A 19,392-nucleotide genomic window follows, 5' to 3' on the forward strand; every position below is an offset into this window, starting at 1 on the left:
GTCCGACCCTCAGTGGGCGCCGTAGCGCGTGCGGTAGGCCAGCACGCGCTCGCGGTGCGCGCTGAGGTCGGCCGCGGCGTCGCCCGAGAGGTAGCTCAGCAGGTCGTCCAGCGTGGCGATGGCGATCACCGTGAGGCCCAGTTGGTTGCGCACGTACTGCACGGCGCTGTGGTCCACGTCGACGCCGTTCTCGGTGGCTTTTTCCTGCCGGTCGAGCGCAATGGCCACGGCATGCGGCGTGGCGCCCGCGGCCTCGATCGCGGCAATCGATTCGCGCACCGCGGTGCCGGCGGACATCACGTCATCGACGATCAGCACGCGGCCCTTGAGCGGCGCGCCCACCAAGTTGCCGCCCTCGCCGTGCGCCTTGGCTTCCTTGCGGTTGTAGGCAAAGGGGTAGTTGCGGCCGCGCCGGGCCAGCTCGGCGGCCACCGTGGCGCCCAGCGGGATGCCCTTGTAGGCGGGGCCGAAGATCATGTCGAATTCGAGGCCGCTCTCGACGAGCCGGTCTGCATAGAATCCCGCGAGCCGCGCGATCTTGGCGCCGTCGTCGAAGAGGCCCGAATTGAAGAAGTAAGGACTCATCCGGCCGGCCTTGGTCTTGAACTCGCCGAAGCGAAGCACGCCGGCATCGAGCGCGAACTGAACGAAGTCCTGCGCGACCGCGCTGCTTTTCTCACCATCTACAGCCATTGGAAATTCCTTGTGTTCAAACTGACCAGTCTCAATCTCAATGGCCTGCGTTCGGCCGCCACCAAGGGCGTTGCCGACTGGGTTGCCGAATCGGCGCCGGATTGTATTTGCATGCAGGAGATCCGAGTTCAGGCGAGCGACATCGAGGGCCGCTTCGAGGAAATGGCGGGGCTCAAGGGACACTTCCATTTTGCCGAGAAAAAGGGCTATGCAGGAACAGCTGTTTACACAAAACACATTCCGAGCGAGATAGTGGTGGGTTGGGGCGACACCGAGTTCGATGCCGAAGGCCGTTATCTGGAACTGCGTTTCGACACGCCAAAACGAAAGTTCTCGGTCATCAGCTGCTACTTCCCGAGCGGCAGCTCGGGCGAGGAGCGGCAACTGGCCAAGTTCCGTTTTCTCAAGGGCTTCTTCCCGCATCTGCTGGCGCTCAAGAAAGAGCGCGAGTTCGTACTGTGCGGCGACATCAACATCGCGCACCAGCAGATCGACCTGAAGAACTGGCGCAGCAACCAGAAGAACAGCGGCTTCCTGCCCGAGGAACGCGCCTGGATGACCCGGCTGCTGGACGCCGGCGCCGAGGGCGCGGGCCTGGTGGACGTCTACCGCATGCTCAAGCCCGAGACCACCGACGAGGCCTACACCTGGTGGAGCAACCGCGGCCAGGCCTACGCGAACAACGTGGGGTGGCGGCTCGACTACCACCTGGCCACGCCGGCCATCGGCGCGCTGGCGCGCACCGAGCAGATCTACAAGACCGTGAAGTTCAGCGACCACGCGCCGATCACGGTGGAGTACGACTTCACGCTCTGAGCCTGCGAGGCGAACTGCCTAGCAGCAGCCGCCGCCCATCATCTGCCCGCGGCGATAGAACGGCCCGAGGTCGTCCGCCAGCGCCCTGACGGTGTCGCGCCACGACGTGGCCCCGGCATGGCCCGCGGCCAGTGCGCTGCGCATGCGCGCCAGCAGCTCGGCGCGCAATGCGGGCTCGTCGATTCCCTGCACGCGCCCCGCATCGACCACCACGCGCCCGCCGACCAGCACCTTGGCGATGTGGCTGCCGTTGGCACGCGCGAGCAGCAGATCGAGCGGGTCGGTATCGGCGAAGAGCGCATCGTCGTCGAGCGCGTCCCAATCCAGCAGCACAAGGTCGGCCGCGGTGCCGGGCGCAATGCGGCCGCCCGAGGCCAGGCCACCGCGCACGCTGCGCGGGCCGTTGCGCGACGCGAAGGCCCAGAGTTCCTCGCGCGTCATCATGGTGTCGTAGCCCCAGCCGCGGTGCAGCGAATACGCCAGCCGCATCTCGCGCAATGCATCGTCGTCTTCATCGAAGGCCATGCCGTCCAGGCCCATCGCGACGCGGCAGCCGTGCTTCAGCATTTCAGGCACCGGCGCGATGCCCGACTTGAGCCCGAGGTTGGAACTGGTGTTGACCGCGATGGTCGCGCCACGTTCGGCGATCAGCGCCAGGTCCTCGGGCCGCGCCCAGGAGCAATGCGCGAGCGTGAGGCGCGGCGTCAGCAGGCCGATGTCGTCGAGAAAGCGGACGATGCCGCCGGGGTGATTCGCATCGGCCCAGTCGCGCTGGTAGCGCGTTTCGAGCAGGTGCATGTGAACCGGACGGCCCGTGTCGGCCGACGCCTGTGCGATCGCCTCGAGCAGCGGCGTGCTGCACCACTGCACCGCGGTCGGTCCGTACTGCACGGTCACATGCTCGCCGTGGCCGCCCTCCTCCACCATGCGCGCAACCTCATCGACCAGCGCAAGCTGCTGGGCCGGCGCCACCGGCTTCACCGCGAGCCGCCCGGCAACCGCATCGCGGATGCCGGGCCGCAACGCCGCCAGCACGGTCGCGTCGTCGCAGTAGGCGATGCCGTGGCGGTCGCGCATCGCGATGGCGAAACCGATGCGCACGCCGACATCGCGCGCCGCGCGCGCCACCGCCTCGGCTTCGTCGACATAGGCCATGCCGCCCTGCACGCGCGTGTAGTGAACCATCAGGTTCGCGACACCGTGCCGCACCGAACGCGCGAACGAGGTCGCGGCGCAAAGGTAAGGGTCCATGCCCGGCACCACGCCGAGGAACGGCAGCCAGCCTTCGAGCGGCTGGCCGAAGGCGCCGAGCGTGGCGCTGCGAAAGGTGCGCGCATGGTCGTGCGCGTTGGCCAGCGCGGGCAGCGCGAGCAGGCGCGGCCCGCCGGTGCCGGCTTCGTCCGCCAGCGGAACGATCGACCGGATGCGATCGCCCGCCAGTTCGATGCGCACATCGGACTGCGCAGGCTGCGCGCCAGGATCGGCCAGCAGCCATGCGCAGTCGAGCGGGCCTTCGTGCATCGGAGCGGGCATGGCGTTTCTTTTGTCGTCGGGTTGCGTGTGCGTGTCCTTGGACCTACGGCGCGGCGATTTTGCGCTCCGCCAGCGGAGGCAGAAAGCGCCGGTCGAAGACCTCACCGGCCGCGGGTGCGCTCGCGAGTTCGAACGCCTCCCTGACCTGCCCGATGGCGCGCGCCATGCGCGCATCGTTCACATCGCCCATGCCGTTGGCCGCGACCTCGGGCGTCAGCATCACGGTGCGAAGCGTGTACAGCAGGCGCCGCTTCTCCAGCGCCGCGTTGAGCAGCGGCTCGCGCTTCATCAGCGCGGCAATCGCCGCATCGGGATCGGCCACGGTGTCGCGCAGTCCCTTGTGGATGGCGCGCACGAGCCCGGCCACGGCCTGCGGCTTGTCCTTCAGGAACTGGCGGGACACCAGCACGCCGTTGCCGTACAGGTCGACGCCGTGGTCGCCGTAGTGGAACCAGCGGATGTCCTTGTCCGGGTCCACGCCCTGCGCCACCAGGTTCATGTAGCTCGTCACCGAGAACACGGCCGAGCCTTCGACATGGTCCTTGAGCATCATCTGCTCCTGCAGATTGGGCGCCATGTTCGTCCACTTGACCTTGCTCGCGTCCACGCCGTTCCTGGCCGCCATCAGCGGGAACATGCGCAGTGCAGCGCCGCCGGCCGGCGAGCCCAGCGTGCGGCCCTCCAGGTCCTTCAGCGTCCTGATGGGACTGCCCGATTTGACGATGAGGGCGAAGGGCGCGCGGTTGTAGATCATGTAGACCATCACGGGCGCGGCGCCGGGCCTGGCGGCCGCGTTCTGCACGATCGCGTTGACATCGCCGAAGCCCGCGTCGTAGGCACCGGCCATCACCTTGGTCACGGCCGCCGCGGAGCCGTCGCCCTGGTCGATCGCCACCGCGAGCTTTTCAGCGGCAAAGTAGCCCCGGTCTTCCGCCAGGTAGTACCAGGCATGGATGCCCTGCAACTTCCAGTCGAGGACGAACTTGATGGGTGTGAGCGACTGGGCGCGCGATTCGCGCATCGGAAGCGCTGCGAGCGATGCGCCCAATGCGGCGGACACAGCGACGACCGCTGCGCGACGGGACACTGGAGAGGACATGGGAGGCTTTCGTTGGTTGAATCAGATGGCTTCGAAGAGAACGTCCTGCGCGCCTTCCCACAACACCTTGGTGCCGAGCGCGCGCAACTGCTCCCGCCCTTCGACGATGGTGAGGAAGTGGTTGCCTGCGAGCGTGCCCATCTTGCTGGCGAAGCTGCAGGCGCCGTAGGCCAGGATGATCTCGGTCTCGCTGTAGCCGCCGGGGTAGAACAGGATGTCGCCCATCGAGGGGTGGCTGGTGTGGTTCTCGAAACCCACGCCCAGCTGGAAGTCACCCAGCGGCACCCAGCAGCCTTCGCCGCTCCAGCGCACGTGGATCAATTTCTGGCGATAAGGCAGCCGCTGGCGAAAGGCCGCCACGGTGAGCGGTGCGTCGGGGTGCGTCTCTGCCACGAAGCAGAGGCCACCGGCGGTGATCCGGATGAGGTCGTTCTTCATGCCATCGCCATGTCGGTCTTGCGTTGCGCCCAGCCGGTCATCCGCCGCTCGACCAGCGAGGAGACGGCATACAGTGCCACGCCCATCGCCGCGAGCAGGAAGAGTCCGGCGAACACCATCGGCACATCGAAATTGCCGCTGGCGATCATCATCACCGTGCCGATGCCCTGGTTGGCCGCAACCGTTTCGCTCAGCACCGTGCCCACGAAAGCCAGCGTGATCGCGATCTTGAGCGAGGCGAAGAGATAGGGCAGCGCGCGCGGCAGGCCCACGTTCCACAGGATGTCGCGCTTTCTCGCGCCGAGCACGCGCAGCACGTCTTCCAGCTCGGGCTCGGTGCTCGCGAGGCCGGTGGCCACGTTCACCACCACCGGGAAGACGCTGATCACCATCGAGGTCAGGATCGCCGGCACGGTGCCCGCGCCGAACCACACCACGAAGAGCGGCACCACCGCCACCTTCGGAATGCTGGAGAAACCCACCAGCAGCGGATAGGTCACGTCGTAGGCCAGCTTCGACGAGCCGATCACCACGCCGATGGCGATGCCCGCGCCCACGCCCAGCACGAATCCCGCGAGCGTGGTGTAGAGCGTCTGCACGGTGTGCGGCCACAAGAGCGGCATCTTCTGGACCAGCACCAGCGCGATCTGGCTCGGGCGCGGCAGGATCAGGTCGGACACACCGAAGGCCAGGCAGACCACCTCCCACAGCACGAAGAAGCCGATGAGCGCGCCCGCGGAAAGCAGGCGCTGCCGTGCGAGCGGCGCAATCATGCGGCCACCTCTTCGAGCGCGTGCGCCTCTGCCAATGCCGGCGCCGCCGGCACGGCATCGCTCTCGCGGCGCGCCTGGGCGATGCGCATGCGCAGCTGCTGCACCAGCGCCGCGAACTCGGGCGCGTAGCTGCTCTCCAGCGTGCGCGGCCGCGCGAAGTCCACCTCGCGCGTTTCGAGAATGCGCCCCGGCCGCGCGCTCATCACGCAGATGCGGTTGGCCAGGTAGGCCGATTCGCGCAGGTCGTGCGTCACCAGCAGCACGGTCGGCCGCCTGGCGATCCACAGCGTCTGCATGATGTCCCATAGCTCCTCGCGCGTAAACTGGTCGAGCGCGCCGAAGGGCTCGTCGAGCAGCAGCAGCTCGGGCTCGTGCACCAGCGCGCGGCACAGCGAGGCGCGCTGCAGCATGCCGCCCGACAGCTGCCACGGCCGCTTGTCGCCGAAGCCCTTGAGCCCCACCTGCGCGAGCAGCGCGTCGGCGCGCTCGGCGTATTCGCCGCGCTTCTTGCTGCGGTAGTGCTGGCGGAAGGGCTCGACGATCTTCAGCGGGATCATCACGTTCTCGCGGATCGTAAGCCACGGCAGCATGGTCGGGTTCTGGAAGGCGAGGCCGATGCGAAGGCGCGGCGCGGGCGACGCATGCGCGCCGGCCGCAACCACGGTGCCGGCCGCGCCCACCTCGCGCCCGCCGGCGATCACCGCGCCCGCGCTCGGCCGCAGCAGGCCCGCCACCAGTTTCAGGATGGTCGACTTGCCGCATCCGCTCGGGCCCACGAGCGCGACGAAGTCGCCCTTCTCGATGTCCAGCGTCGTGTGGTCCAGGGCGATGGTGCCGCCGCCGTAGCGCAGCATCACGTCGGACAGTTGGATGAATGCGTTGCCCATGAGGTCCTTCAGGAAAAGACAGAAGAAGAAAAGGCCGTGTCGTCGTCCATCCGCAGGATCGCGGCGACGGGTCCGCCGCCCGCGGGGCCCTGATGCTCGGCGCCGCCCGACACATACAGCGCCGTGTGGCCGGCCACCGAAGCCAGCACGCCGCCCACCACGGCGCGCGCATGACGGGTCGAGTGGATGTCGGAGTCGTTGAGCATGGTGTGGCGGGCATCGCGCACGCGGCCGTCCGGGCTGGCCTCGGCCTTCGCGAGCAGGTTCACGAGGCGCGCGGACAGGGCCTGTGCATCCCGTTCCGCGTCGAGGCCGAAGGCATCGCGCAGCAGCGCGCGCACGCTCGCGGCGTCGATCGCATCGCGCATCACCGCATGGGCGATGCGGAACGCGGATGCGCTGCCTTCCGTCTCGCCGAGCACGATGACAACGTTGCCTTCCAGCTCGATGCCGGCCGATGCCGAGGCGCGCGCGGAGAACAGCCGCCAGTCGCTCATCACGCTCGCGTCGCCGATCTCTTCGCGCACGACCTCGCCCAGCGCCACCGCCACGCCGAGCGCCGACGCACCGCGCGAATAGCCCATCGACTCGTAGCTGTCGTGGGTGGCCGGCGAGGCGCCGCGCGCCAGCGCCGCCGATACCTTCGCCGAGGTGAGCAGCGGGCACTTGACCTGCACGAAGTGCACGTCGTCCGCGCTCCGGATGCCGGCATCGCGCATGGCCTCGGCGACGGCTTCGGCCGTGGCATCGATCTGCGCGGCACGACCCATTTCCTCCGGCAGGAAGTCGCGCGTCTGTGCAATGCCGACCACCAGGCGCTTGCCCTTGACTGCAGAAGCACCGGACACCCAGCGCCGCGCGAACACGGTGAAGTGCGGCGACAGCACGCCCTCGGTGCCGCCCGACATCACCAGCGCGACGCGCCCATGCACCGCTTCGGGCGTGCAGCCGAGCGCGGGTGCGAGCAGGTGGCACCACGCCGCGGATGCGTACTCGCGCGTGAAATCGTTGACGCAGCCGTTGCCTTCGGTCTTGCCCATCACGGCCACGATGTCGGACGCGACGATCTCGCCCGCATCGATCAGCGCCTTCACGCCGCGCAGGTCGCCCGGCCCGCTGCACGGAATGCGCCAGACCTGCACCTGCTGCACACGCGTGGTGCTCATGCCTCGTTCCAGTCCACCGCGCCCACCGGCACGGCGGTCGCAGGCACGCCGGGCGGCGTCTTCAGGATCGCGCTGCTGTAGTGCTCGGTGTTGCGCGGCGCGGGCGTGGGCATCTTCTGCACGCCCTTCACCGAACGCCCCCAGCCGACCGCATCGGTCACCAGCTTGCCTTCGCGCATCACGAAGCGCCCGCGCAGCAGCGTGTGCAGCGGGTAGCCCTGCACCGCGCGGCCGTTCCACGGCGAGATCTTGCTGATGCTCTGCAGCTTGTTCTGCGACAGCGTGCCGGCGCGCTGCATGTCGACGATGGCGATGTCCGCGTGCGCGCCCGGTGCGATCACGCCCTTGGTGCCGTACAGGCCCCAGGCCTTGGCCGGGTTCACCGCGCTCCAGCGCACGTAGTCCATCAGCGTCGCGCGCTCGCGGTTCACTTCGGTCAGCATCAGCGGCATCTGCGTCTCGACGCCCGGAAAACCGCAGTCGCAGTCCCAGATGCTCTCGCGGGTTTTCTCTTCCGGCGTGTGCGGCGCGTGGTCGGTGGCGATCATGTCCAGCGTGCCGTCGAGCAGCGCGTCCCACAGCGGCTGGTTGTGGCGCGCCTCTCGGATCGGCGGGTTGAGCCGCATCACGCCGCCCAGCTTCAGCATGTGGCCGGTGTTCAGCAACAGGTACTGCGGGCAGGTCTCGGCCGTCACGTCCACGCCGCGGCGCTTGGCTTCGCGCAGCAGGAAGAGCGAATCGGCCGCGCTGTGGTGCGCGATGTGCACGCGCGCGCCGGTCCATTCGGCCAGCGTGAGCACGCGGCCGATGGCCTCGATCTCGGCCACGGCGGGCCGCGCGGCCAGGTGGGCCATGGCATCGATGCGGCCGGCCGCCTGCATCTTCTTCTGGCGGCGCTGCAGGATCGACGAGTTTTCCGCATGCACCACCGTGCGGATGCCCAGCGGCGCGAGCTTCTCGAAGCCTTCGAGCAGCGCACCGTCGGTGGGCGCGGGCAGGTTGCCGAAGGTGTTGCCGACGAAGGCCTTGAAGCTCGTGACGCCGGCGTCGAGCAGTTCCTCGAGCCGGTCGACCGTGTCGTCGCCCAACAGGCCGTGGATGCCGAAGTCGCAGTACGAGGACTCGGCCGCCTTCTGCTTGATGCGCAGCGCCTCGACGGTGCCGGTCGACGGGTTGGTGTTGGGCATCTCGAACACCGTGGTCACGCCGCCCATCGCGGCAGCGGCCGAGCCGGTCTTCCAGGTTTCCTTGTTCGGATAGCCGGGGTCGCGGAAATGCACGTGGCTGTCGATGGCACCGGGCAGCAGGTAGAGGCCGTCGGCGCGCATCTCCTCGCGCGCGGGCGGCATGGTGTCGTCATGGCCGACGGCCACGATGCGCTCGCCGGCAATGGCCACGCTGGCTTCGATGATCTGGTCCGCAGAGACCACGCGGGCGCCGCGGATGACGAGGTCGACTTCTTTTTGCATCGCGGCCTCCTCAGAGCATCGCCCAGCCGCCATCGACGGGCAGGTCGACACCGGTGATCTGGCGCGACACCTCGCTCGCCATGAAGAGGCAGGCGTTGGCCACGTCCGCGTCGGTGGAGACGCGGCGCAGCGCGTAGTCGGCCGCGTGCCGCGTCATCGCCTCTTCCAGCGTGATGCCCAGTTTCCCGGCCATGTTGGCGCAGACCTTCTCGCGAAAGCGCGGCCCGTCGACCATGCCGGGCGCCACGCAATTCACGTTGATGCCATGCGGCCCGGCCTCCAGCGCAAAGCTCTTGGTGATGCCGCGCAGGCCCCATTTGGAGGCCGAATACGCCATGCGGCCGGCGCGCCCGCGCATGCCGAAGGTGCCGCCCACGTTGACCACCTTGCCGCTCTTGCGCGCGACCATGCCGGGCAGCACGGCGCGCATGGTGTTGAAGCAGCCGGTCATGTTGAGCCGCACGATCTCGTCGAACTCCTCGGTGGTGGTTTCCCAGCCGGTCTTGCCGATGGGCCCCGAGCCGCCGGCCACGTTCACCAGCACGTCGATGCGACCGAAGGCTTCCAGCGCATGCGCCGCCAGCGCCTCGGTCTGTGCACCCACGGTCAGGTCGCAGGGCACGACGATCGCCGCGACGCCGAGCGCGCGGGCTTCCGCGGCCACGGGTTCGATGGCGCCGGTGTCGCGCCCGGCCAGCACCAGCTTCGTGCCTTCGCGCGCGAAGGCCAGCGTGACGGCGCGTCCCATGCCCTTGGCCGGGCCGGTGATGAGCGCCACCTTGTCTTTGAGTTGCAGGTCCATGTCGTTACTCGCTTTCAGTTCGATGCGTTCAATGTCTTGGAGGGGCGCTCGGCGCGCGCGGGCAGGAAGCTGCGGTCGAACACCTCGGCCGTTGCCGGCGTGCGCGGCAGCTGGTTGGCGTCCACCACGATGTCGATGGATTTCTTCAGGCGCGCGTCGTCCACGTCGCCCAGGCCGATGCGGGCCACCTCGGGGTGGCTCATGTCGTTGCGCAGCGTGGCGAACAGCTTTTCTTTTTCAACCTCGCGCTTGAGCAGCGGCTCGCGCTTCATGACGTAGTCGATGCCCATGTCCGGGTCGGCGATGACTTCCTTCACCGCGCGGTTCAGCGCCTTCACGAAACCTTGCACCGCCTTGGGGTTGTCGCGCACGAAGGTGCGCGAGAAGAACACGGCGTTGGAGTACAGGTCCATGCCGTTGTCGCCGTAGCGGATGAAGCGCAGGTCCTTCGCCGGATCGAGCCCCATCGCCTTGGCGCTGAAGCTCACGGTGGTCACGTAACCGAAGGCGGCGTCGATCTGCCCGCGCGTGAGCATCTGCTCGCGCAGGTTGGGCGCCATGTTGGTGATGGTCACCTTGGCGGCATCGACCTTCGCGAGCTTGGCGAAGGCCGGGAACAGCTTCAGCGCGCCGTCGTTGGCAGGGCCGCCAATGGTTTTTCCTTCCAGGTCTTTGGGCGATTTGATCGGGCTGTCCTGCTTCACCACGATCGTGAAGGGCGGCGTGTTGTAGAGCATGTAGACCGCCACCGGCGCGTCGGCCGGGCGCTTCGATGCGAGGTCGATCAGCGCGTTGAGATCGCCGAAGCCGGCCTGGTAGGCGCCGGCCGCCACCTTGGGGATCGAGGCGGCGGAGCCCTCGCCCTGGTCGATCTGGACGTCCAGGCCCTCGGCCTTGAAGTAGCCCTTGTCCTGGGCCACGAAGAACCAAGCCTGCGGGCCTTCGTACTTCCAGTTGAGCACGAGCTTGACCGGCACCTGCGCGGCGGCGCCAGTGGCTGCCAGGGCAAGGCCGGCGGCGGTGGCCAGCGCAGCGAGCGCGCGCACCGGGCGCAAGTTAGAGAAGAGAGACGGCGACATGCGAAGGACTCCTAGCGTTTCTTGGAAAGAGAGGACAGCGAATCAAGCAGGGACTCGGCGGTCGCCACGAACCCGTGCAGCTGCTGCACGATGAAATGAATGCCGCGCGTGACATAGGCGGGCGACGGGGTGCCGCACGCGTCCTTCAGCAACACGCAGTCGTAGCCGAGGAAGTTCGCGTCCTGCAGCGTCGAGAACACGCAGCGGTCGGTGTTGATGCCCGCGAACAGCAGCGTGGTGATGCCCTGCTGGCGCAGGATGCTGTCGAGCTCGTTGTCCCAGAAGCCGCTCAGGCGGTGCTTGTGGACGGTGATGTCGCTGGGCTCGACGGCCAGCTCGTCGATCACCTGCGCGCCCCATTCGCCCTGCACCAGCGAAGGACCGTGGTCGATGGGCGAATGCTCCGCATAGCCGACGCCATCGGCGCTGCGCTTGCCCTTGAACTGCACCGTGGGCGAGAGGTTGAGGCGGTCCGCGCGAATGCCCCAGTTGAGCCACACCACGGCACCGCCGGCCGCGCGCCACGCCGGCAGCAGCTGGGCGATGGCCGCGATCGGCTTGCGCGCCGCGCGGATGCCGATGCCCTTCTGCGCGAACCAGCCCTCGGGGTGGCAGAAGTCGTTCTGCATGTCGACCACGACCAGCGCGCTGCGCGCGAGATCGAACTCGATGGGCTGCGGCTCGGCGGACATCTGCACCGGCAGCGGCCGCTTCGGTGCGCGCACCAGGCTGACGCGGCCGCCGGCCAGCGTCCACGCGTTGTGGGGCGCCGGGCCGAAGCGAACGGACGGTTGCTCTGTGTTGGTGCGCGAAGGCGCGGATCGGCGTGTCATGCGATGCGGGCACGCAGCCGACGTGCCAGAAGGTGCTCCTGATCCGTACCGATTCACGTACTGTGCATTGCCGTTGCGGCAACGGTGACCGCAACGGTTCTGGCGCACTTCGTGCAACTGCCGCGGGCATGAACCACCTTCGCTTTCTGCGCTACGCCGACGAGGTCGCCCGGGCCGGCTCGATCCGCCAGGCGGCCGAGCGGCTGCACGTTGCGCCCTCCGCCGTCAACCGCCGCATCCAGGACCTCGAGGAAGAACTGGGCACGCCGCTCTTCGAGCGATTACCGCGCGGCATGCGGCTCACCGCGGCGGGCGAGCTGTTCGTGCGCTACATCCGCGGGCGCGCATCGGAGTTGGACCGCGTGCGCTCCGAGATCGAGGAGCTGCAGGGTTTGCGCCGCGGATCGGTGCGGCTGGTGGCGAGCCAGGCGCTCGCGCCGCGCTTCCTGCCGGCCGCCATCAACGACTTCGGCAAGACGCATCCGCTGGTGGGTTTCGACGCGCGCATCGGCGACCACGTGCAGGCGGCCGGCGCGTTGCGCAGTTTCGAGACCGACCTGGCGCTGGTGTTCAACCTCTCGCCCGAAGCCGACATCGAGCGCGTGTGCGCGGTCGAGCAGAAGCTCATGGCGATCATGCACAGGCGCCATCCGCTGGCGAAAGCCAAGGCCTTGCGCCTGCGCGACTGCGCCGACTACCCGGTGGTGCTGCCGAACCGCGACACGGGCGGGCGCCAGCTGCTCGAGCGCTTTCTCGCGCGCAGTTCCACCTCGATCCGGGCCATGGTGGAGAGCAACAGCTTCGAGTTCCTGCGCGGCTGCCTGTACGACGGCCAGTCGATCTCGTTCCAGATGGCCATCGGCACCCGGACAGAAGACCCCAACATCGTGGCCCGGGACATCGAGGACCGCGGCTTTCCGCGCGGCGAACTGGTGCTGGCCAGCCTGCGCGGACGGCAGCTGCCGGTGATCGCTTATGCCTTCGCGGAGTTCCTGCGCAAGCGGCTTACCGAAACCCCAGAGGCGGATTAACGCGAGAGCGCGGGCAGCGCCTTCTCCAGCGTCGCGACAAAAGCCTGCATCGCTTCGGTCTCGTGTGCGCCGCGCTTGGCGATGCGATAGAAGTCGAGCCCCACCTTCGGCTTGACCAGCACGTCGGTGCGCACGCGGTGGCGGCGGCAGGCCGCGAGCGCGAAGGTCGGCATCACGGCGGTGCCGAAGCCGGCCTCGACCATCGAGATCAGCGTGCCGAAGAAATTGAAGGTGGGCCGCTGTGCATCGGCGCGGCCGATGGTGGCCAGCAGGTGCTGGTCGATCACCTTCTGGATCGGGTTGCCCGATGGCAGGCCGATGAGTTCGGCGGTGCGCAGTGCGGACCACGGCGCGGTGCCGATGGCCGGCGCTTCATCGGCCTCCTCTGAAGACGCCACACGCATCAGGTGAAAGCGCCCGACCGGCGTGCGCTCCAGCCCTACCGCGGCCTTGAAGAAGAAGCCGAGGCCCATGTCGGCATCACCGGCGGTGACCATCGCTTCCACATCGCGCAGGTCGGCATCGAAGAGGCGCAGGTTCACCTGCGGATGCGCCTGGCGGAAGGTGTTGAAGACTTGCGGCAGCAGGTGCGAGGACACCAGCGGCGTGGCTGCGATGCGCAAGGTCTGGCGCGCCTCGTCGCCCTCGGCACCGAGCTGCGCGGCCACGTCGTCGAGGTCGGTGACCAGGCGTTCCACCACCGGCAGCAGGCGTCGCCCGGCTGGCGTGAGGCTCACCACGCGCGTCGTGCGGTCGAAGAGCCGGCAGCCCAATTGCTTTTCCATCTCGCGGATCAGGATGCTCAGCCCCGCCTGCGTGATGTGCGCCTGCTCGGCCGCGCGCGTGAAGTTGCCCAGGCGCGCCACCTGCAGGAAGGCGCGCATCTGGCGGGTCGAGAGGTTCATAAGGATTCATGATAAATCCATAGCACATCTAAATTTCACAAATGGCTGACTTCCGTTCCCAATACGACCCGAGACAAACGGAAGACTTTCTAGAGCCATGAACGACAAGCAAGTGATCATCCTGGGCGCCGGCATCGGCGGCCTGACCCTCGCGCTGAGCCTGCACCAGGCCGGCATTGCCTGCCGCGTGTACGAGGCCGTGCCTGAGCTCAAGCCGCTCGGCGTGGGTGTGAACCTGCTGCCCCACGCGGTGCGCGAGCTGACCGAGCTCGGCCTCTTGCCGCAACTCGATGCGGTGGGCGTGCGCACGAAGGAGTCGATCTTCTTCACCGAGCACGGCCAGCTGATCTTTCAGGAAGCCGCGGGCGAGCATGCGGGCTACGACTGGCCGCAGTTCTCGATCCACCGCGGCGATCTGCAGACGGTGCTGCTGGGAGAAACGCTCAAGCGCCTGGGGCCCGACAGCGTGGTCTGCAACCACCGCTGCACCGGCGTGACGCAGGACGCGGGCGGCGTCACCGTGCACTTCGCCGATGCGCCCGCCGTCCGCGGCGCAGTGGCCATCGGCTGCGACGGCATCCACTCGGCGCTGCGCAAGCAGCTTTATCCCAGCGAAGGCGCGCCGCGCTATTCGGGCGTGAACATGTGGCGCGGCACCGCGCGATGGAAGCCCTTTCTCTCGGGCGCGAGCATGGTGCGCGCGGGCTGGCTCGCGGTCGGCAAGATGGTGATCTACCCGATCCGCAACGACATCGATGCCGAAGGCCACCAGCTCGTGAACTGGGTCGCCGAGATCCACGCGCCGCAGCCCGCGATGCGCGACTGGAGCCGCACCGGCCGGCTCGAGGACTTTCTCCCCGCTTTTGCCGACTGGCACTTCGACTGGCTCGACGTGCCCGCGCTGATCCGCGCGTCGGACACCATCCTGGAGTACCCGATGGTCGACCAGGACCCGCTGCCGCGCTGGACGCATGGCCGCCTCACGCTCTTGGGCGACGCCGCGCATCCGATGGTGCCGCGCGGCTCCAACGGCGCGGGGCAGGCGATCATCGACGCGCGCTTCCTCGCAGGCGCGCTCAAGGACCTGGGTGTCGGCACTGCGGCGCTCGAAGACTACGACCGCGTGCGCGTGAAGGCCACCACCAACGTGGTGCTGACCAACCGCAGCAACCCGCCTGACGCGATCCTGCGCGAAGTGTTCGAGCGCTCGGGCGGCAAGCGCTTCGGGCAGATCGAGGACGTGGTGAGCCATGCCGAGCTGCAGGCCATCTCGGACAACTACAAGCGCGTGGCGGGCTACGACCCGGTCGCGCTGAAGGCGCGCGCCTCCTACCTCTGAGCGCCGGCACTTCCCTCACAGAACAAGACGGAGACAGACCATGCGATTGATTGCCAAGACCCTGACCACCCTGCTCGTTGCGGCGAGCGCCGCCGCGGCCCATGCCTGGCCCGACCAGCCGATCACGCTCGTCGTGCCCTACACGCCGGGCACCGGCATCGATCTGGTCGCGCGCCAGCTCTCGGCCCGCCTGCCCGCGCTGCTGGGCCAGCCCGTGATCGTGGAAAACGTCGCGGGCGCGAGTGGCAACATCGGCAGCGAGAAAGTCGCGCGTGCCAAGCCCGACGGCTACACGCTGATGGTGCAGGTCAACACGCTGGTGATGAACCGCAGCCTCTGCAAGTCGCTGAGCTACGACCCCGTGGCCGACTTCGCGCCGGTGTCGCTCACCTCGTGGGGCACGCTGCTGCTGGTGACCAACCCCAATGTGCAGAAAGCGACATCGGTCGCGCAGATGGTGAGCGCAGCCAAGGCGGAGCCGGCCAAGCTGACCTACGCCACGCCGGGTGTGGGCACGCCGCATCACCTCTCGATGGCACTGCTGATGCAAGGCACCGGCACTGACCTGCTGCACGTGCCGTACAAGGGCACAGCCGGCGCGGTAACCGACCTGCTCGGCGGGCGCATCGACTACATGTTCCTGCCGGTGCATGTGGCGCTGCAGCACATCCAGGTCGGCAAGCTCAGGGCCATCGCCACCGGCAGCAGCAAGCGGCTGCCGCAGTTGCCCGACGTGCCGACGCTCGCCGAGGCCGGCGTGACCGCCGACAACGTGGACATGTGGTACGGCGTACTCGCCCCCAAGGGCACGCCGCCCGAGGTGGTGGCGCGGCTCAACAAGGAGATCGCAGCGGTGCTGAAGCAACCCGAGGTGGCGAAGTCCTTCGAGTCGCAGGGCATGGTGCCGGCGAGCTCGACGCCAGCGGAGTTCGGGGCGTTGGTGAAGAAGGATGCGGACCGGTGGGCGACGGTGGTCAAGCGGGGAAACATCACTGCGGACTGAACGCACCGGCCCTTGTTCCTCCTTGACCACTGCGCCGCGGCGGGTCGCGCGGCGCCTGAGCATCGCTCGTCACACAACGGTCAAGACACGCGTCACACGAAGCTGCGATACTTTCGGCAATAAGTATTAACCGCCGTGCATGCACCTTGCATCGCAACGCTGTGCGGCTCCTAGCGATTGAGATGACGAGGGAAGAGGGACATGACGCTGAAATTCACAGCCATCGTTGGCTTTTGTCTGGCGCTCGCTGCATGTGGTGGTGGTGGTGGCGGAGATTCTCCCGGCCTTGCTGGTGCAGCGCCAACGGCCCTTGCCTCCAGCCCTGCTGATACGAACAACACGAAGACACTCTCCTTCACAGAAATGAAGGGTGAGGCCGTCCCGCTGCAAGCGTCTAACGTCGAGTCGATCGGCGGCCTGACGGCGAGCACCGCTTCGTCACGACTGCCTGTCGATCCAGGCTCTCTGGCTGCCCGGGCCGCACTCCCGGTCCCGCCCCCCAAACCGCAGCTGTCGACGCCGTCCACAACCGTCACGCTGGGTGGCCCCAAAGGGCGCGACGAGATCCCCCAGTCGATCTTCATGGGCCTGAACAGGGACAACAAGTGGCCCTGGACCCTCTCGGCACCATTGCCCAGTTGGGTCACCGCCTCCCCCACCTCCGGCACCGTCGACGCGAGTGGAACTTCGTTGAGCTTCTCGCCGGTTTTCAATGCCGCCGCGCCCGGCACCCATTCCGGCATTGCGACGGTGACGGCGCAGGTCAACGGCGACACCGCCACGCTGCCCCTGAACCTGGTGTTGAACCGGGACAAGCGGCTACTGCTTGTCTCCGAATGGGGCATCGGTTTCGCGAGCCTGCCCAGCGGATCGGTACTCACTAGAACCCTGAAGGTCACTGACAACTTCGGCGCCGCTCTGCCCTGGACCGCCACCTCCAGCGCCTCTTGGCTGTCAGTAACGAGCAGCGGCACGACGGGCTCCGGCGCAGGCCTGGTGCTCACCGCGGATCCCAAGCTGGCACCGCTGGGCGCGATCAGCTATGCGACCGTCACGCTGAACAGCTCCAATCCAGACGTGGCCTCCGCGGTCGTTCAAGTCGGCCTGTGGCGTTCCGGCAGCGAGCTGACGACGCCGACCTCCTTGCCCGCGATCTATACGAACCTCGTTGCCGACAAGATCCGGCCCTATGTCTACGCGCACAACAGCGGAACCTCCATCGACATCTACAACGCGCATCTCGGCACCAAGGTCGGCACCATTCCGAACGTTGGCACGGTGCTGAACGAGATGACGGTTGCAGCTGATGGGAGCAAGCTCTACGTCCTGGATACGAGCAGCAAGACCATCGTCGTCGTCGATCTGGCAACCGCGTCCAAGCGCGAAGCCTGGCCACTGAAAACCGAGAAGTATTCGCCTCTGACCTTGCAAGCTATCCGCACCAATGGCCAGGACATCGTTCTTGCAAGTGACGGCACCGCCTATGCCAAGGGTCAAAGCATTGGCACGTTCCCGAGCTCGATCGGCAATGTGCTCTTTGCCGCCTCTTCCGATGGACGCAAGGTTTTTGCACACGGCCCCTTCAGCACTCTCCATGTCTTCGATGTCGACTACTCGGCAATGGCAAACGGGATTCTGATGGTGAAGTCCATCGCGGAAGGACAGCCCGTCTTTCCGTCCGGCACCGTCGTCGACATCGCCGTCGATGCAGAGGGAACTGCGCTCTACACCGCAACGGGCGCGCCCTATCTTTGCTCCTCGGTGAATCCCGCCACCTTGGCCTTCATTGACTACCTTCCGGGAGGAGCCGCTTATCCCAACAACGTGGAAGTCACCAGGGATGGTCGCGTGATATGCGGCATCAACGGCATGTATGGAGACACCGATATCTGGCTCCACTCACCAGATGGACGTGTGCTGAAGTCCTTCAGGTTCGCGAGCTACACGAAGAACCTTCTCGACCGCCAGTTGGCAGTCACGCCGGACGGAATGTCGGCGATCGGCCTGACGAACGATCCCCAGATTTCGTTCATTCCTCTCGGCGCACCGTAACGGCACCGGCACCGCGCCTTCGGGTGCGATGCCTCAGCGCGGCGCGCGCCCCGCGTGCCGCGCCAGATGCACCTGGTGCAACGTGATCTTGCGCACCTCCGCCTGGCTGGTCTCGATGTGCGCGCGCAGCAGCATCGCCGCCTGATCGCCCCGGTTCGCGCGGATCGCCTTGAGGATCTTCGCGTGCTCGTCGTAGGTGGCTTCGATGCGCGGCTGCTTGGTGAAGTCGAGCCGGCGGATGATGCGGATGCGGTCGGTCACGTCGCTGTGCACGCGCGCCATCTCGGCGTTGCCCGCAGCGGACACGAGCGCGCAGTGAAAGGCTTCGTCCCACTGCGCGACCTGAGCGGTGTCGGTGCTGCGCTCGGCCACCGGCACGAGCCAGATGCCGGCCAGCGTGTCGAGCAGGCTGCGGTCGACACGATGATCGGCTTCGCAAATTCGATGCACCGCGGTGGTCTCCAGCACCATGCGCAGGTCGTAGAGCTGCTCGAACTGGTCGAAGTCGAAGGGCAGCACGCGCCAGCCGCTGCGGAACAGCACCTCGACGAAACCCTCCTGCTGCAACCGGAACAGCGCCTGCCGCACCGGCGTGCGCGACACGCCGAGGCGGTCGCTGATCTCGTTCTCGGTGAATCGGTCGCCGGGCACGAGGATGAACTCGGCCACGTCGCGCTTGAGCTGCGCATAGACCTCGTCGGCGCGTGTACGAAAAACGGCCGTATCGGCGGCGGGCGCGGGGGAAGCTGGGCGGGGTCGGACGGTAGACACGTGGGGGATGGTAGCCGCTGGCACCGGCTTCATGTCGCGTTGTTCAGCGCAGCCAGCAACGCCGCACTCGGCGCGGTCCAGCCGACGATGGCGCCCTGCGCGCGGATCATGTCGAGCGTCGCCGCCTTGAAAGCCGGGAAGTAGCTCTCGGTGCAGTCCTCGAGCAGCAGGCCGTCGTAGCCGCGGTCGTTGGCCTCGCGCATGCTGGTCTGCACGCAGACCTCGGTGGTGACGCCGCCGAACAGCAGGTGCGTGATGCCGCGCTGCTGCAGCAGTTCATGCAGGCCGGTGGCGTGAAACATGCCCTTGCCGGGCTTGTCGATGACGAGTTCGCCGTCGACCGGCGCGAGCGCATCGATGATCTGGTTGCCGGGCTCGCCCGCCACGAGGATGCGACCCATCGGGCCTTCGTCGCCGATGCGCAAGCTCGGGTTGCCGCGGTTGCGCTTGGCGGGCGGGCAATCGGAGAGGTCTGCCTTGTGCGCCTCGCGCGTGTGGACCACCAGGCCGCCGGCCTTGCGCCACGCCGCCAGGGCGGCTTGCGTCGCGGGAACGATCGCTTCGAGCAGCGACACGTCGTTGCCCAGCGTTTCGCCGAAGCCACCGGGCTCGATGAAGTCCCGCTGCATGTCGATGAGGACCAGCGCAGTGTTCTGAACTTCGAACTCGTAGGCGAAGGGGTTGGCTTGTTCTATGCGCATGC

General features: G+C 67.6%; 19 protein-coding genes. 5 read left to right on the top strand and 14 right to left on the bottom strand.

The window, feature by feature from the left end; genetic code table 11:
• Nucleotides 1-9: 9 nt before the first annotated feature.
• Nucleotides 10-693: an orotate phosphoribosyltransferase gene (pyrE, locus tag NU688_RS29495; RefSeq protein ID WP_257864384.1), complete on the bottom strand. Its 684-nt coding sequence runs from the start codon at nt 691-693 to the stop codon at nt 10-12.
• A 12-nt stretch (nt 694-705) separates the two neighbouring features.
• Between pyrE and NU688_RS29500 the strand changes: the two genes are divergently transcribed.
• Nucleotides 706-1,509, top strand: coding sequence for an exodeoxyribonuclease III (locus NU688_RS29500; protein ID WP_257864385.1), 804 nt, complete (start codon nt 706-708; stop codon nt 1,507-1,509).
• 18 nt (nt 1,510-1,527) lie between these two features.
• Here the strand turns inward: NU688_RS29500 and NU688_RS29505 are convergent, their stop codons facing one another.
• The 10 genes from NU688_RS29505 to NU688_RS29550 are packed head-to-tail and all read right to left on the bottom strand — an operon-like array spanning nt 1,528 to nt 11,588.
• Complete coding sequence (locus NU688_RS29505; RefSeq protein WP_257864386.1) at nt 1,528-3,042, bottom strand: amidohydrolase family protein; 1,515 nt, start codon at nt 3,040-3,042, stop codon at nt 1,528-1,530.
• Nucleotides 3,043-3,085: 43 nt separating this feature from the next.
• Entirely contained in the window at nt 3,086-4,141 is a 1,056-nt protein-coding gene (locus NU688_RS29510) for an ABC transporter substrate-binding protein (RefSeq protein ID WP_257864387.1), read from the bottom strand.
• Between the two features lie 21 nt (nt 4,142-4,162).
• Nucleotides 4,163-4,579, bottom strand: coding sequence for a DUF3830 family protein (locus NU688_RS29515; RefSeq protein ID WP_257864388.1), 417 nt, complete (start codon nt 4,577-4,579; stop codon nt 4,163-4,165).
• Complete coding sequence (locus tag NU688_RS29520) at nt 4,576-5,352, bottom strand: ABC transporter permease (protein WP_257864389.1); 777 nt, start codon at nt 5,350-5,352, stop codon at nt 4,576-4,578. Before NU688_RS29520 ends, NU688_RS29515 begins: the two co-directional genes overlap by 4 nt.
• Nucleotides 5,349-6,239: an ABC transporter ATP-binding protein gene (locus tag NU688_RS29525; RefSeq protein ID WP_257864390.1), complete on the bottom strand. Its 891-nt coding sequence runs from the start codon at nt 6,237-6,239 to the stop codon at nt 5,349-5,351. The genes NU688_RS29520 and NU688_RS29525 overlap by 4 nt, the downstream gene beginning before the upstream one ends.
• Nucleotides 6,240-6,247: 8 nt before the next feature.
• Nucleotides 6,248-7,405, bottom strand: coding sequence for a ring-opening amidohydrolase (locus NU688_RS29530; protein ID WP_308340342.1), 1,158 nt, complete (start codon nt 7,403-7,405; stop codon nt 6,248-6,250).
• On the bottom strand, nt 7,402-8,874 hold the full coding sequence (gene allB / locus NU688_RS29535; protein ID WP_257864391.1) for an allantoinase AllB: 1,473 nt from the start codon (nt 8,872-8,874) through the stop codon (nt 7,402-7,404). Before allB ends, NU688_RS29530 begins: the two co-directional genes overlap by 4 nt.
• Before the next feature lie 10 nt (nt 8,875-8,884).
• Entirely contained in the window at nt 8,885-9,676 is a 792-nt protein-coding gene (locus NU688_RS29540; RefSeq protein WP_257864392.1) for an SDR family NAD(P)-dependent oxidoreductase, read from the bottom strand.
• A 14-nt stretch (nt 9,677-9,690) separates the two neighbouring features.
• Nucleotides 9,691-10,755: an ABC transporter substrate-binding protein gene (locus tag NU688_RS29545; protein WP_257864393.1), complete on the bottom strand. Its 1,065-nt coding sequence runs from the start codon at nt 10,753-10,755 to the stop codon at nt 9,691-9,693.
• Nucleotides 10,756-10,766: 11 nt separating this feature from the next.
• The gene (locus tag NU688_RS29550; RefSeq protein ID WP_257864394.1) at nt 10,767-11,588 is read right to left on the bottom strand and encodes a cysteine hydrolase family protein; all 822 of its coding nucleotides are present in this window, start codon (nt 11,586-11,588) and stop codon (nt 10,767-10,769) included.
• A gap of 128 nt (nt 11,589-11,716) precedes the next feature.
• On the opposite strand from NU688_RS29550, the gene NU688_RS29555 reads away from it, so the two are divergent.
• A complete protein-coding gene (locus tag NU688_RS29555; RefSeq protein ID WP_257864395.1) occupies nt 11,717-12,619 on the top strand; it encodes a LysR family transcriptional regulator in 903 nt (300 codons plus the stop codon).
• On the opposite strand, the gene NU688_RS29560 is transcribed toward NU688_RS29555, so the two are convergent.
• Nucleotides 12,616-13,524 carry a LysR family transcriptional regulator gene (locus NU688_RS29560; protein WP_257864396.1) on the bottom strand — a complete coding sequence of 303 codons (909 nt, stop codon included), beginning with the start codon at nt 13,522-13,524 and terminating at the stop codon, nt 12,616-12,618. The two genes, NU688_RS29555 and NU688_RS29560, sit on opposite strands and share 4 nt — an antisense overlap.
• Before the next feature lie 97 nt (nt 13,525-13,621).
• Between NU688_RS29560 and NU688_RS29565 the strand changes: the two genes are divergently transcribed.
• The 3 genes from NU688_RS29565 (at nt 13,622) to NU688_RS29575 (ending at nt 17,918) form a co-directional block, all read left to right on the top strand.
• Complete coding sequence (locus tag NU688_RS29565; protein ID WP_257864397.1) at nt 13,622-14,863, top strand: flavin-dependent oxidoreductase; 1,242 nt, start codon at nt 13,622-13,624, stop codon at nt 14,861-14,863.
• Nucleotides 14,864-14,903: 40 nt separating this feature from the next.
• Nucleotides 14,904-15,866 (top strand): tripartite tricarboxylate transporter substrate binding protein, encoded by a 963-nt coding sequence (locus NU688_RS29570; RefSeq protein ID WP_257864398.1) that lies wholly within the window; start codon nt 14,904-14,906, stop codon nt 15,864-15,866.
• A gap of 201 nt (nt 15,867-16,067) precedes the next feature.
• A complete protein-coding gene (locus NU688_RS29575; protein ID WP_257864399.1) occupies nt 16,068-17,918 on the top strand; it encodes a hypothetical protein in 1,851 nt (616 codons plus the stop codon).
• A gap of 33 nt (nt 17,919-17,951) precedes the next feature.
• On the opposite strand, the gene NU688_RS29580 is transcribed toward NU688_RS29575, so the two are convergent.
• Together NU688_RS29580 and NU688_RS29585 are read right to left on the bottom strand one after the other, a co-directional pair.
• The gene (locus tag NU688_RS29580; RefSeq protein ID WP_374684706.1) at nt 17,952-18,722 is read right to left on the bottom strand and encodes a GntR family transcriptional regulator; all 771 of its coding nucleotides are present in this window, start codon (nt 18,720-18,722) and stop codon (nt 17,952-17,954) included.
• Entirely contained in the window at nt 18,719-19,390 is a 672-nt protein-coding gene (locus NU688_RS29585; protein ID WP_257864401.1) for a cysteine hydrolase family protein, read from the bottom strand. Before NU688_RS29585 ends, NU688_RS29580 begins: the two co-directional genes overlap by 4 nt.
• Between the last annotated feature and the right edge of the window lie 2 nt (nt 19,391-19,392).

This window comes from Variovorax sp. ZS18.2.2, assembly GCF_024701975.1.
In the GTDB taxonomy this organism is placed as follows: domain Bacteria; phylum Pseudomonadota; class Gammaproteobacteria; order Burkholderiales; family Burkholderiaceae_C; genus Variovorax.

Coding starts and splice junctions, on each gene's coding strand:
- NU688_RS29510 (WP_257864387.1), bottom strand. CDS start 4,141: ATGTCCTCTCCAGTGTCCCGTCGCGCAGCGGTCGTCGCTGTGTCCGCC.
- NU688_RS29555 (WP_257864395.1), top strand. CDS start 11,717: ATGAACCACCTTCGCTTTCTGCGCTACGCCGACGAGGTCGCCCGGGCC.
- pyrE (WP_257864384.1), bottom strand. CDS start 693: ATGGCTGTAGATGGTGAGAAAAGCAGCGCGGTCGCGCAGGACTTCGTT.
- NU688_RS29530 (WP_308340342.1), bottom strand. CDS start 7,405: ATGAGCACCACGCGTGTGCAGCAGGTGCAGGTCTGGCGCATTCCGTGC.
- NU688_RS29545 (WP_257864393.1), bottom strand. CDS start 10,755: ATGTCGCCGTCTCTCTTCTCTAACTTGCGCCCGGTGCGCGCGCTCGCT.
- NU688_RS29525 (WP_257864390.1), bottom strand. CDS start 6,239: ATGGGCAACGCATTCATCCAACTGTCCGACGTGATGCTGCGCTACGGC.
- NU688_RS29505 (WP_257864386.1), bottom strand. CDS start 3,042: ATGCCCGCTCCGATGCACGAAGGCCCGCTCGACTGCGCATGGCTGCTG.
- NU688_RS29520 (WP_257864389.1), bottom strand. CDS start 5,352: ATGATTGCGCCGCTCGCACGGCAGCGCCTGCTTTCCGCGGGCGCGCTC.
- allB (WP_257864391.1), bottom strand. CDS start 8,874: ATGCAAAAAGAAGTCGACCTCGTCATCCGCGGCGCCCGCGTGGTCTCT.
- NU688_RS29540 (WP_257864392.1), bottom strand. CDS start 9,676: ATGGACCTGCAACTCAAAGACAAGGTGGCGCTCATCACCGGCCCGGCC.
- NU688_RS29565 (WP_257864397.1), top strand. CDS start 13,622: ATGAACGACAAGCAAGTGATCATCCTGGGCGCCGGCATCGGCGGCCTG.
- NU688_RS29550 (WP_257864394.1), bottom strand. CDS start 11,588: ATGACACGCCGATCCGCGCCTTCGCGCACCAACACAGAGCAACCGTCC.
- NU688_RS29515 (WP_257864388.1), bottom strand. CDS start 4,579: ATGAAGAACGACCTCATCCGGATCACCGCCGGTGGCCTCTGCTTCGTG.
- NU688_RS29560 (WP_257864396.1), bottom strand. CDS start 13,524: ATGAACCTCTCGACCCGCCAGATGCGCGCCTTCCTGCAGGTGGCGCGC.
- NU688_RS29570 (WP_257864398.1), top strand. CDS start 14,904: ATGCGATTGATTGCCAAGACCCTGACCACCCTGCTCGTTGCGGCGAGC.
- NU688_RS29580 (WP_374684706.1), bottom strand. CDS start 18,722: ATGAAGCCGGTGCCAGCGGCTACCATCCCCCACGTGTCTACCGTCCGA.
- NU688_RS29585 (WP_257864401.1), bottom strand. CDS start 19,390: ATGCGCATAGAACAAGCCAACCCCTTCGCCTACGAGTTCGAAGTTCAG.
- NU688_RS29575 (WP_257864399.1), top strand. CDS start 16,068: ATGACGCTGAAATTCACAGCCATCGTTGGCTTTTGTCTGGCGCTCGCT.